Below are 13051 nucleotides of genomic sequence, written 5' to 3'. Positions count from 1 at the left end.
ATGGTAGTGTGGGGTTTCCCCATGTGAGAGTAGGTCATCGTCAAGATTAAATTCCGAAACCCCAATTGCGAAAGCAGTTGGGGTTTTGTTTTGGGCGCTCGAAAAGTGTCCACCTTGTCCCCGTACACTTGTTCGTCCTGTGTCCGCCCCGTGCACCACAGTGCTAAAGTCCATCCCTCGATTTTGCTTTTCCCAAGGAAGCCGTTATGCCGGACGCGACGTCCCTCAGCCCTGGATTCATGGTGGTTCATGGCAACCGCCTGGACGAGCTGCGAAGCCTGGTGGTCAGTTGGATGCGCCGTTACCCGCTGGCGCCTTTGGAAAACGAAATCGCCCTGGTACAAAGCAACGGCATTGCCCAGTGGCTCAAGCTGGCCTTGGCCGAAGACCCGCAAGCCGATGATATGGGCGGCTGTGGCATTGCCGCAGCTATCGACGTGCAACTGCCTGGCAGCTTTATGTGGCAGCTTTATCGCATGGTCTTGGGCCGTGATGAGATCCCGCCCAAGTCCCTGCTTGATAAAGCCCCGCTGACCTGGCGCCTCATGCGCCTGTTACCCGAGTTGATCGACCAACCGCACTTCGAGCCGCTGCAACGCTTCCTGACGCAAGACACCGACCTGCGCAAACGCTACCAACTCGCCGAGCGCCTGGCTGACTTGTTCGACCAATACCAGGTCTACCGTGCTGACTGGCTGGAAGACTGGGCCGCAGGCCGGCACCAACTGCGCAATGGTCGAGGCGATTCCAAACCGCTCAACCCAGCCAACTGCTGGCAAGCCGAGCTATGGCGCGCGCTGCTGTTGGATGTAGGTGAATCAGGCATGGCCGAAAGCCGGGCCGGCGTTCATCAGCGCTTCATCGAGCGCATCAACAGCCTTGAACAAGCACCTCCCGGCTTGCCTCCCCGGGTGATTGTCTTCGGCATCTCATCGCTGCCGGCCCAGGCGCTGGAAGCCTTGGCGGGCTTGGCTCGTTTCAGCCAAGTCCTGCTCTGCGTGCATAACCCCTGCCGCCATCATTGGTCGGACATCGTCGCCGACAAGGACTTGCTGCGTAACGAATACAAACGCCAGGCGCGCAAAACGGGCATGCCCGTCACTATCGACCCACAAACTTTGCACCAGCACGCCCATCCGCTGCTCGCTGCCTGGGGCAAGCAGGGCCGTGATTACATCAGTCTGCTGGACAGCTACGACGACCCCAACAGCTACCGCGCCGCATTTCGCGACGGCCGTATTGACCTGTTCAGCGACAGCGAACCCACCACGCTCCTCAACCAACTCCAGGACGATATCCTCGAACTGCGCCCGTTGAATGAAACCCGTGAGCTCTGGCCCGCTGTCGACTTGCAACGCGATACGTCGATCCGTTTCCATATCGCCCACAGCGCCCAACGCGAAGTGGAAATCCTCCACGACCAATTACTTCATCGCTTCAGCGCCGACCCCACACTGCGCCCTCGGGACATCATCGTCATGGTGCCCGACGTCGACAGCTACGCGCCGCATATTCGCGCGGTCTTCGGCCAGCTCGAACGCCATGACCCACGCTTTATCCCCTTCACCCTTACAGACCAAGGCCAACGTGGTCGCGACCCGCTGTTGATCGCCGTCGAGCACTTGCTCAAACTCCCCGACAGCCGCTTCCCCGTCAGCGAAATCCTCGACCTGCTCGACGTCCCGGCCCTGCGCGAACGCTTCGCCATCAAAGAGCGTGACCTGCCCACCTTGCATCGCTGGATCGAAGGCGCCGGCATCCGCTGGGGCCTGAACGCCGAGCAACGCGCCGGTTTAGGCCTGCCCACGGAGCTGGAGCAAAACAGTTGGCGATTCGGCCTGCGCCGTATGCTGCTGGGCTATGCCGTCGGCACTGGCTCGGCCTGCGGCGGTATCGAGCCGTATGACGAAATCGGTGGCCTCGATGCGGCCTTGATCGGCCCGCTGGTCGCCTTGCTCGATGCCTTGAACGATGCCCATCAGGCGTTATCAGAACCCGCCTCCCCACAGGCCTGGGGCGAGCGTCTACAACGCTTGATGCAGCTGTTTTTCCTGCCCAGCAGCGAGCACGATGACTATCTGCTGGGACAGCTCGAACAATTAAGAGAAACCTGGCTGGAAACCTGCGAGTCCGTCGGCTTGCAAGACGAGCTACCCCTTACGGTAGTACGTGAGGCATGGCTGGCCGGATTGGATCAGGGGCGCCTGTCCCAGCGCTTCCTGGCGGGGGCGGTCAATTTCTGTACGCTGATGCCCATGCGTGCGATCCCGTTCAAGTTGGTTTGCCTGCTGGGCATGAACGACGGCGATTACCCGCGGGCCCAGCCACCCCTGGATTTTGACCTGATGGGCAGCGATTACCGCCCCGGCGACCGTTCTCGCCGCGAAGACGACCGCTACTTACTGCTCGAAGCGCTGCTGTCTGCCCGTGACCAGCTGTATATCAGCTGGGTAGGCCGCAGCATCCGTGACAACAGCGATCGCCCGGCCTCGGTACTGATCGGCCAACTGCGCGACCACTTGGCCAGCGGCTGGCAGCACGCCAACAACGATCAGCCGCTGCTCGACGCAATGACCCAGGAGCACCCGCTGCAACCCTTCAGCGCCCGCTACTTCCACGAAGGCGATTCACTGTTCAGCTATGCCCGCGAATGGCAATTGCTGCATCAGGCACCAGCGGTCATCACCCAAGAGCAAGGCTTGACCCCTCACCAACAGGAAGAACCCCTGAGCCTCGGCCAGTTACAGGATTTCCTGCGCAACCCGGTCAAGCACTTCTTCAGCCAGCGCCTGAAAGTATTCTTCGAAGCCGCCGAAGTGCCGCTGGCTGACGAAGAACCCTTCGTGCTGGACGCGTTGCAACGCTACAGCCTCAGCGATAGCCTGCTGAACGCGGCGCTCACCCAACCCGATCAGCTCGATCAGGCGCTCAACGCCCAGGCCCTGCGCCTGCAAGGCAGCGGCCTGCTGCCGATGGTCGGTTTCGGTGAATGCCTGCGTAACGAACTGATCGAGCCGCTGCCAGACCTGGTGCAACGCTATCAAGACCTTCTGGCGCTGTGGCCCACCCCGCATACCGGGGCTGAACCGATCAGCTTTGCGTACCAGGGCATCCAGCTGGAAGGTTGGATCAGCGGCCTGCACCGACGCAGTGATGGCGGGCTGTTAAGCGTCACCACCATCCCCAACAGCATTGGCTCGATCAAGACACGCAAGTGGCATCGCCTCATCCGCCCCTGGGTCAATCACGTGGTGGCCTGCGCCTGTGGTCTGCCCTTGAGCACCGGTCTGGTAGCCAGTGACGACACCTTACTGTTGGCCCCGCTGGACAAGGCCAGCGCCGAGGAAATCCTCGGCAACCTGCTTTTGGCCTGGCGCACGGGAATGAGTACACCGCTACCTGTCGCGGTGAAAACCGCGTTCGCCTGGCTCGGCCAGACTGACCCCGCCAAGGCCCAAGCGGCTGCGAGCAAAGCCTATGAAGGCGATGGCATCACCACTGACGGCGAACGCCGCGAAACGCCAGCCCTCACGCGGCAATTTCCCGACTACGCGGCCCTGGTCGCCAGCGAAGAGTTCGAAGGCTGGTGCGAAACCCTGTATCGCCCGCTGATCAACGCCCCCTGGCGATCGCTTTCCAGCACGGAGGCCAACGCATGATCGGCAAACCCTTGGCCCTGGCGTTCCCGCTCAAAGGCAGCCAGTTGATTGAAGCCAGTGCCGGCACCGGCAAGACCTTCACCATCTCCGCCTTGTACCTGCGCCTGGTGCTCGGCCACGGCGGTGATGAGTCCGGTTTCGGCCGCGAACTGCTGCCACCGCAAATCCTCGTGGTGACGTTCACCGACGCCGCCACCAAGGAGCTGCGAGAACGCATTCGCATCCGCCTGGCCGAAGCCGCACGCTTCTTCCGTGACGAAATCGAACAGCCCGATGCGCTGATCGCAGACCTGCGCGAGCACTATGATCCGCAGCAATGGCCGGCCTGTGCCAATCGCCTGGACATCGCCGCGCAATGGATGGATGAAGCGGCGGTTTCGACGATCCACAGTTGGTGCCAGCGCATGCTGCGCGAACACGCGTTCGACAGCGGCAGCCTGTTCACACAAACCCTGGAAACCGACCATAGCGACCTGCTGGGCGAAGTGCTGCGCGACTACTGGCGCTTGTTCTGCTACCCAATGCACGACGATGCGCTCAACTGGGTGCGCAATAATTGGGGTGGCCCCGCGGCGCTGATGCCACGGGTGCGTGCATTGTTCGGCAGCGAGCGGCCCACCGACGAAACCCGCGAGCCAGCCGAACTGATCAGCGCCTGCCTGCAAGAACGCCGTGCCGCGCTGGTTGCCCTCAAGGCACCCTGGCAACAATGGGCCGCCGAGCTGCGGGATATCTGCCTGCAAGCCGTCGCCGCCAAAGCGGTCGATGGGCGAAAGATGCAAGCGCGTTACTTCGAACCCTGGTTCGAAAAGATCAGCGCCTGGGCCGCTGACGAAACTCTGGAACAACTGGATATCGGCACCGGCTTTACCCGCCTGACGCCCGATGGCATGGCCGAAGCCTGGAAAGGCGAGCCGCCGCAGCACCCCGGCATCCAAGCCATGGCCGGCCTCAAAGCCAGCCTCGACGCCTTGCCAACGCCCGACGCGGCGGTGCTGCAACATGCCGCCGGCTGGGTTGGCAAACGCTTCGAGGAAGAGAAACGTCACCGTGCCGAGATGGGGTTTGACGACATGCTGATCCGCCTCAACGCCGCCCTCCAGGCAGACGGTGGCGAGCGCCTGGCCAGTGTGATCCGCGAGCAATTTCCGGTGGCCCTGATCGATGAATTCCAGGACACCGACCCGGTGCAATACAGCATCTTCGACAGCATCTACCGCATCGAGGAAAACCACCTCGACAGCGGCCTGTTCCTGATCGGCGACCCCAAGCAGGCGATCTACGCCTTTCGCGGCGCCGACATCTATACCTACCTGCGCGCCCGGCAGGCCACCACCGGCCGCCATCACACCCTGGGCACCAACTTCCGCTCCAGCCATGCGATGGTCGAGGCGGTGAACCATGTGTTCCAGCGTGCTGAAACCGCCCGTGGTGCGTTTCTGTTTCGAAAACCCGATGGCGACAACCCAGTGCCGTTCCATTCGGTACTGTCCCAAGGCCGTAGCGAGCAGTTGCAGGTCGACGGCCAGACGCTGCCGGCTATGAACCTTTGGCACCTGCCCACCGACCAGCCGATTTCCAACGCGGTTTACCGTCAGCAACTGGCCGCCGCCTGCGCCACGCAGATCGTTGCGTTGCTCAATGGCGGCCAGCAAGGCAGCGCAGGCTTTGTGAAAGCGGGGCGCTTGAAGGGCGTGTTGCCGTCAGACATCGCCATCCTTGTGCGCGACGGCAAGGAAGCCCAAGCCGTACGTGCCGAACTGGCCAGCCGTGGCGTGCGCAGTGTGTACCTGTCGGATAAAGACTCGGTGTTTGCCGCCCAGGAAGCCCATGACCTGTTGGCCTGGCTCAAGGCTTGCGCGGAACCGGACGTCGAACGGCCATTAAGGGCGGCCCTGGCCTGCGTCACCCTGAACCTGTCCCTGGCGGAGCTGGAGCGTCTGAACCAGGACGAGCTGGCGTGGGAATCGCGGGTGATGCAGTTTCGTGGCTACCGTGCCATCTGGCGTACCCAAGGCGTGTTGCCGATGCTGCGTCGCCTGCTCCACGACTTCAAGCTACCGCAAACCCTCATCGCCCGCAGTGATGGCGAGCGGGTGCTGACCAACCTGTTGCACCTCAGTGAATTGTTGCAACAGGCCGCCTCGGAACTGGATGGCGAGCAGGCGTTGATCCGTCATTTGGCCGAGCATCTGGCGCTGTCGGGGCAGGCCGGTGAAGAACAGATCCTGCGCCTGGAAAGTGACGAGCAACTGGTCAAAGTGGTGACCATCCACAAATCCAAGGGCCTGGAATACGACTTGGTGTTCTTGCCGTTCATCTGTTCGGCCAAGCCCGTGGACGGCAGTCGCTTGCCGCTGCATTACCACGATGAACAGGGCAAGTCCCACGTCAGCCTACGACCCACGGCCGAGCTGATCGCCCAAGCCGATGACGAGCGCCTGGCTGAAGACCTGCGTTTGTTCTACGTGGCCTTGACCCGCGCCAAACATGCCTGCTGGCTGGGCATCGCTGACCTCAAACGCGGTAATAACAGCAGCTCGGTCTTGCACCTCTCAGCGCTGGGCTATCTGCTGGGAGCCGGCGCGTCGTTGGGCGAATCAGCAGGTCTGGCGCGCTGGTTGTTGGACTTGCAGCAAGGCTGCGCGGCCATCCGTTATGACCTTGTGCCGGACGCCCAAGACGTCTTGTTCCATCCGCCGCGCAATCAAGCGACCCTGCTCGCGCCATTGCTGCCTGTGCGTAAGGCCGCAGAAAACTGGTGGATTGCCTCCTACAGCGCCTTGCGCATTGGCGACAGCATGAGCGCCACCAGCCTTGAAGCGCCGGAAAGCCCACAGGCCCAGAAGCTGTTCGATGACGAACGCCTCGACCCCGATGCCCCTCGGGAAACGGTCGCGTCCGGCGGGGATATTCACCGTTTCCCACGCGGTCCCAACCCAGGCACCTTTCTTCACGGCTTGTTGGAATGGGCCGGTGAAGAAGGTTTCAACGTGACGCCCGAGGCCATCGAAAAAGCCGTGGGCGCACGCTGTAACCGCCGCAACTGGGAAGGCTGGATCGTCACCCTCAGCGGCTGGCTGGAGCACCTGCTGCAAACGCCGCTGCCCCTGCACAACGAGCGCTTCGCCCTCAGCGGCCTGCAGCAGTACCAGATCGAGATGGAATTCTGGTTCGCCAGTCACACCGTCGACGTGCTCGCCCTCGACAAACTGGTGTGCCAGCACACCCATGGCGGCGTGTCCCGCGTGGCCGCCGAACCGGTGCTGCTCAACGGCATGTTCAAAGGCTTTATCGACCTGACGTTCGAGCACGATGGCCGTTACTACGTGGCGGACTACAAATCCAATTGGCTCGGCCCTGACGACTCGGCCTACACCTTTGAGGCCATGGAACACTCGATTCTCGAGCATCGGTACGACCTGCAATACGTACTTTACCTGCTGGCCCTGCACCGCCAACTCAAGGCGCGCCTGCCGCATTACGATTATGACCAGCACGTCGGCGGTGCCCTGTATCTGTTCCTGCGCGGTAGCCAGTCGGTGAGCCAGGGCGCGTATTTCACCCGGCCGCCCCGTGAGTTGATCGAAAGCCTGGACCTGTTGTTCCAGGGCAAGCCCATCCCACCCAAGGTTGAGCCTGCCTGGGAACAAGGAGTGCTGTTATGAGCCTGTCACCGTTACCGCTGGAGGCGCTTTTGCCCCTTGATCGCGCCCCCGACCTGCTGCAGTTGCTTGCACGTTGGGTCGAGCGGGGTTGGCTGCGGGCCTTGGACAAAGCCTTCGTCGGCTTCCTGTACGAGTTGGACCCAAACGCCGATCCGCTGGTGCTGCTGGCGGCGGCCTTGACCAGCCATCAACTGGGGCATGGCCACGTCTGCCTGGATGTGTTCGAAACCCTCAAAGCGCCGGATTTTGCCCTGTCGTTGCCGCCCGAAGGCGACCTGCATACCGGCGCCATGCTGCTGCCCTCGCAGTTGCTGCACGGCCTGGATGGCGGCCATTGGTGCCATGCCCTGGCTTCAAGCCCGTTGGTCGCGCTGGCCGTCGATGGCCGCGAGGAGGCCCGCAGCCGCCCGTTGGTGATGTCCGGCAAGCGCTTGTACCTGCGCCGTTACTGGACCTACGAGCGGCGTATCGACCACGCCCTGCGCCTGCGCCTGGCCAGCGTGGAAGACGCCACCGCCGATCTGCCGCAACGCCTCAATCGCCTGTTCGACCAACCGGCGCCCAATGGGGTGATTGACTGGCAAAAGCTCGCCTGCGCCCTGGCGACCCGCGGCGCCTTCAGCATCGTCACCGGCGGCCCCGGTACCGGCAAGACTACCACCGTGGTGCGCCTGCTCGCGCTGTTGCAGGCGCCCGCCGTGGAGTCCGGCAGCCCGTTGCGCATCCGCCTGGCCGCGCCCACCGGTAAAGCCGCTGCCCGCCTGACCGAATCCATCAGCCAGCAAGTGCTGTCACTGACAGTGCCCGACAACGTGCGGGAAAAAATCCCGACCCAAGTCACCACGGTCCACCGCTTGTTGGGCAGTCGTCCGGGCACTCGGCACTTCCGTCATCACTTGGGCAACCCGTTGCCCTTGGATGTGCTGGTGGTGGACGAAGCCTCGATGATCGACCTGGAAATGATGGCCAACCTGCTCGACGCTCTGCCGCCCCACGCACGCCTGGTGTTGCTGGGCGACAAGGACCAACTGGCCTCGGTAGAAGCGGGGGCCGTACTCGGCGATTTGTGCCGCGATGCCGAAGCTGGCTGGTACAGCCCGCAGACTCGCCATTGGCTGCAAGCCGTCAGCGGTGAAGACCTGAGCACCAGCGGCCTCCAGGAAGACCTCGATGGCAGCCATCCCCTGGCCCAGCAAGTGGTGATGCTGCGCTATTCGCGCCGCTTCGGTGAGGGCAGCGGTATCGGCCAACTGGCGCGTTGGGTCAACCAGCAAAATGCCGAAGAGGCCCGCCAGCTACTAGCCGCAGGCCGTCACGACGACCTGTTCTGTGTCAGCCTCAAGGGCGAACATGACCACGCCCTTGAGCGCCTGGTCCTGGACGGGCAAGGCGATGGCGCCCAGGGTTACCGCTACTACCTGAACCTGCTGCAATCGGCACGCCCCTCTGCCGACACACCGCGTGACGATCCAGCCTGGACCGCTTGGGCGCAACAATTGCTGCACGCCTTCGACGCGTTTCAGCTGCTTTGCGCCGTGCGCAAAGGCCCCTGGGGCGTTGAAGGGCTCAACCTGCGCATCACCGCGGCGTTGCGCAAAGTACGCCTGATCGAAGGTGACGAGCAGTGGTACGAAGGCCGCCCGGTGCTGATGACCCGCAACGACTATGGCCTGGGCCTGATGAACGGCGACATCGGCATCGCGCTGAAATTGCCCGAAAGCGACGGCGGCCCCCACGTGCTGCGGGTGGCCTTTCCACGTAACGATGGCCAGGGCGGTGTGCGCTTTGTATTGCCCAGCCGCTTGAATGATGTGGAAACCGTGTACGCCATGACCGTGCACAAATCCCAGGGCTCGGAGTTCACTCACACCGCGCTGATCCTGCCGGATGCCCTCAACCCGGTGCTGACCAAAGAGCTGATCTATACCGGTATCACCCGTGCCAAGCGCTGGTTCAGCCTGATCGAGCCGCGCGGCGGTGTGTTTGAGGAAGCAGTACGGCGCAAGGTCAAGCGCCTAAGTGGATTGATGTTGGAGTTGGACCATCTGTCTGAAAAAAATGACTGATAGGTCAGGCGATATTTCTCATTCAGACGTCTGATTTTTCTGAAAAAATAGCGAACCCCTCGAATGCTGTGCTTCGTGGGGATGTCCGCCGCTGTGCTATCGTTGCGGCATCACCCTGAAAACCCTTGAGAGTATCGCTGCATGAACGTGGCTGTCTCGCCCAAAGCGCGCAGTTTGAGTTGGAGACGCCTGTTACTGGTGACGGTGCTGTGCCTGCTTGCGCCGCGCGTATTTGCGCAGACGCCCAGCCTGGCCGAGCATCGTGCCCAGGCGGTCACCCAAGTGGTGCTCGGTATCCTCAGCTACGCCCGTTGGCCGGTTGAACCGCAGACGTTGCGCTTGTGCATCGTCGGGCCCACCCAGTACACCGACGACCTGATCAAGGGCACAACACAAGCCACTGGTCGTCCGGTGTCGGTGCGCCGTTTGCTGGCCGACCATCCCGATATCGTCAGTGCCTGCGACGCGGTCTACATCGGCAAGCTGAGCATGGATGAACGCAACCGGCTGTTCACGTCGTTGATTGGTCACCCGGTGCTCAGCATCAGCGAAGGCGGTGACCAATGCACCGTAGGCAGCCTGTTTTGCCTGCGGGTGAGCGATGAGCAAGTATCGTTCGAAGTCAACCTGGACTCCGTTGCCCGCAGCGGCGTGCGCATTCACCCTAGCGTGCTGCAACTGTCGCGCCGTCGAGCGCCTGCGCCATGAGGTTCGCTAAAGGGCGGCCGACTCTGCGCTCGGTCATTGGCCGGGGGCACATGATCCTGGCGCTGGTGGCGGTGACCCTGGCCAGCGTCTCCCTGACTTTGCTTGGCGTGCTGGCGCTACGTGTTTACGCCGAGCACAACTTGCATTTGATCGCACGTTCCATCAACTACACCGTGGAAGCGGCCGTGGTGTTCAACGACAGTTCGGCGGCCACCGAAGCCCTGAGCCTGATCGCCTCCACCGAAGAGGTTGCCCAGGCCGAAGTCTTCGACGATGAAGGCAAGCTGTTGGCGCAATGGGTGCGGCCGAACACCGGCATGTTGTCGCAGGTTGAGCTTCAGCTGGCGCATGCCTTGCTCGAGCAGCCCATCAATCAACCGATTCTTCATCAAGGGCAAACGGTCGGCAGCATCCACCTGACCGGGCATGGCGGCAGCCTGCTGCGCTTCTTGCTCAGTGGCCTGGCGGGGATCCTGATTTGCACCGCCCTGAGTGCCTGGGTGGCCTTGCACTTGTCGAGGCGACTGTTGGACGGGATCACCGGGCCGCTGCAAAGCCTCGCTGCCGTGGCCCATGCCGCTCGCAGCGAGCGCGACTTTGACCGTCGTGTGCCCCCGGCAGAGATCGCCGAGCTCGACAGCCTGGGCAGTGACTTCAATGCCCTGCTCGGCGAAATGGGCGCCTGGCAGACTCACCTGCAAAGCGAAAACGAAACCCTGGCCCACCAGGCAAGCCACGACAGCCTCACCGGCCTGCCCAACCGCGCGTTCTTCGAAGGCCGGCTGATCCGCGCCTTGCGCAGCGCGGCCAAGGTCAACGAGCGGGTGGCGGTGCTGTTCCTCGACAGCGACCGCTTCAAAGACATCAACGACCGCTTTGGCCATGCCGCCGGCGACGCCGTGCTGGTGGCCGTTGCCGACCGCGTGCGGGCGCAACTGCGCGAGGACGACCTGGTGGCGCGCCTGGGCGGCGATGAATTCGCGGTATTGCTGGCGCCCCTGCACAAGGCCGAAGACGCCCAGCGCATCGCCGACAAAATCATTGCCAGCATGGATATGCCGATTCCACTGCCTGGAGACACCCAGGTGTTGACCTCCCTCAGTATCGGCATTGCGATTTATCCCGAGCATGGCGCCACACCCGGCACCTTGCTCAACGCCGCCGACGCGGCGATGTACCAGGCCAAACGACTGTCCTCGGGCGGCCAGCAAACGGCGGAGTCGGAGCACCCCGTCGCCAACGTTCAACACAGGAGTTGATTCCCTTGTTCGCTAACACACGCGTTTTATTTATCTCTTTGCTCGTGGCCTTCCTGGCCCTCAGCGGCTGCCAGACGCCACCCAAAGGCCTGACCCCGGCGCAAGTCGCCGTGCTCAAGCAACAAGGCTTCGAGCTGACCGATGAAGGCTGGGCCTTCGGCCTGTCCGGCAAAGTGCTGTTTGGCAGCGACGTCGAAACCCTCAACAAACCCAGCACCGACATCGTCGAACGCATCGGTAGCGCCCTGGTTGGCGCCGGCATCGAGCGCGTGCGCGTTGACGGCCATACCGACGCCTCAGGCAAAGAACCCTACAACGTGGCCCTGTCCCTGCGCCGCGCTAAAAGCGTGGGCAAGGTGCTGACCCGCGTGGGCATGAAAGAAGAAAACATCCAACTGCGCGGCCTGGGCAGCAGCGAGCCGGTGGCGCCGAACACGACCCCAGCAGGCCGCACCGAGAATCGTCGGGTATCAATTGTAGTGATCGCAGACTAAGCGGGTTCTCCTACCCCCAGCTGAAATGCATTCAATATGTGGGAGCTGGCTTGCCTGCGATGGCGGTTGATCGGTAGATATAGCTTTTGCTGATACACCGCTATCGCAGGCAAGCCAGCTCCCACATTCAGTCGGCAAAACGCATCTCCCGCGTTTGCCCCATCAACAACCCCTGGTTCTGCTCCGTCACCTCTCGAATGTAATCCCACAACAACGTAATCCGCTTCAACTTCCTCAAATCCTCCCGGCAATACATCCAGAACTGCCGCGTAATCGTAATCTGCTCCCCCAGCACCGGCAGCAAGCGCGGATCCTGCGCCGCCAAAAAGCACGGCAATATCGCCATCGACCGGCCTTGCTGGGCCGCCACGTACTGCGCGATCACGCTGGTACTGCGCAGGCTGGCGCTGGCGCCGGGCACCACATTGGCCAGGTACAGCAACTCCGAGCTGAAGGCCAGATCATCCACATAGCTAATAAAGGGATGCTCGGCCAAATCCGCAGGTTTGCCGATCGGCGGGTGTTGGTCCAGGTAGTCCTGGGTGGCGTAGAGCTGCAATGTGTAGTCGCACAGTTTGCAGCACACATACGGCCCGTGTTCCGGGCGTTCCAGGGCGATGACGATGTCCGCTTCACGCTTGGACAGGCTGATGAAGTGGGGCAGGGGCAGGATGTCCACCGAGATCGCAGGATAAGTGTCGACGAAATGGCTCAGTTGCGGGGTGACGAAGAAGCTGCCGAAGCCTTCGGTGCAACCCATGCGCACATGGCCCGACAGTGCCACGCCGGAGCCGGACACCTGTTCGCAGGCCATGTGCAGCGTGCTTTCAATGGATTCGGCGTAACCCAGCAACCGCTGGCCTTCGCTGGTGAGCACGAAGCCGTTGGTCCGGGATTTTTCGAACAGCAGCGTACCGAGGGACACTTCCAGAGAGCTGATGCGCCGCGACACGGTGGTGTAGTCCACCGCCAGGCGCTTGGCGGCGACGCTGGCCTTGCGGGTGCGCGCCACTTCGAGGAAAAACTTCAGGTCATCCCAGTTCAGGGCGCCCAGGGAGGTGATGTTTTTTTGCATATTGGACCGGCTTTTATGTGCGTTCTTATTAGAAGTTTGCACATCTATACTCCAAAAACAGTCCGAACGCCTCATTCTTCAAGGCGATTCAACGCCTTGGTTCTCTGCATAACTACAAGATT

At 62.2% G+C, this 13051-nt stretch carries 7 protein-coding genes; 6 read left to right on the top strand and 1 reads right to left on the bottom strand.

Going from position 1 to position 13051, the window contains the following annotated elements; genetic code table 11:
- Nucleotides 1–206 precede the first annotated feature (206 nt).
- The 6 genes from recC (at nt 207) to E1K68_RS23350 (ending at nt 11854) form a co-directional block, all read left to right on the top strand.
- Nucleotides 207–3659: an exodeoxyribonuclease V subunit gamma gene (gene recC, locus E1K68_RS23375; protein ID WP_212614717.1), complete on the top strand. Its 3453-nt coding sequence runs from the start codon at nt 207–209 to the stop codon at nt 3657–3659.
- A complete protein-coding gene (gene recB / locus E1K68_RS23370) occupies nt 3656–7327 on the top strand; it encodes an exodeoxyribonuclease V subunit beta (RefSeq protein ID WP_212614716.1) in 3672 nt (1223 codons plus the stop codon). Before recC ends, recB begins: the two co-directional genes overlap by 4 nt.
- Complete coding sequence (gene recD, locus E1K68_RS23365) at nt 7324–9393, top strand: exodeoxyribonuclease V subunit alpha (RefSeq protein ID WP_212614715.1); 2070 nt, start codon at nt 7324–7326, stop codon at nt 9391–9393. Before recB ends, recD begins: the two co-directional genes overlap by 4 nt.
- A 141-nt stretch (nt 9394–9534) precedes the next feature.
- Nucleotides 9535–10101 (top strand): YfiR family protein, encoded by a 567-nt coding sequence (locus E1K68_RS23360; protein WP_003194125.1) that lies wholly within the window; start codon nt 9535–9537, stop codon nt 10099–10101.
- On the top strand, nt 10098–11360 hold the full coding sequence (locus E1K68_RS23355; RefSeq protein WP_169856368.1) for a diguanylate cyclase: 1263 nt from the start codon (nt 10098–10100) through the stop codon (nt 11358–11360). The genes E1K68_RS23360 and E1K68_RS23355 overlap by 4 nt, the downstream gene beginning before the upstream one ends.
- A 5-nt stretch (nt 11361–11365) precedes the next feature.
- On the top strand, nt 11366–11854 hold the full coding sequence (locus tag E1K68_RS23350; protein WP_047711781.1) for an OmpA family protein: 489 nt from the start codon (nt 11366–11368) through the stop codon (nt 11852–11854).
- A gap of 127 nt (nt 11855–11981) precedes the next feature.
- On the opposite strand, the gene E1K68_RS23345 is transcribed toward E1K68_RS23350, so the two are convergent.
- A complete protein-coding gene (locus E1K68_RS23345; protein WP_137203852.1) occupies nt 11982–12929 on the bottom strand; it encodes a LysR family transcriptional regulator in 948 nt (315 codons plus the stop codon).
- Between the last annotated feature and the right edge of the window lie 122 nt (nt 12930–13051).

Origin of the sequence: Pseudomonas sp. B2021 (assembly GCF_018135665.1) — a bacterium.
GTDB lineage: Bacteria > Pseudomonadota > Gammaproteobacteria > Pseudomonadales > Pseudomonadaceae > Aquipseudomonas > Aquipseudomonas lactis.
Note: the sequence above shows the minus strand (reverse complement) of the source record. Positions and strands in the feature narration are given on the sequence as shown.

Coding starts and splice junctions, on each gene's coding strand:
- recC (WP_212614717.1), top strand. CDS start 207: ATGCCGGACGCGACGTCCCTCAGCCCTGGATTCATGGTGGTTCATGGC.
- recB (WP_212614716.1), top strand. CDS start 3,656: ATGATCGGCAAACCCTTGGCCCTGGCGTTCCCGCTCAAAGGCAGCCAG.
- recD (WP_212614715.1), top strand. CDS start 7,324: ATGAGCCTGTCACCGTTACCGCTGGAGGCGCTTTTGCCCCTTGATCGC.
- E1K68_RS23360 (WP_003194125.1), top strand. CDS start 9,535: ATGAACGTGGCTGTCTCGCCCAAAGCGCGCAGTTTGAGTTGGAGACGC.
- E1K68_RS23355 (WP_169856368.1), top strand. CDS start 10,098: ATGAGGTTCGCTAAAGGGCGGCCGACTCTGCGCTCGGTCATTGGCCGG.
- E1K68_RS23345 (WP_137203852.1), bottom strand. CDS start 12,929: ATGCAAAAAAACATCACCTCCCTGGGCGCCCTGAACTGGGATGACCTG.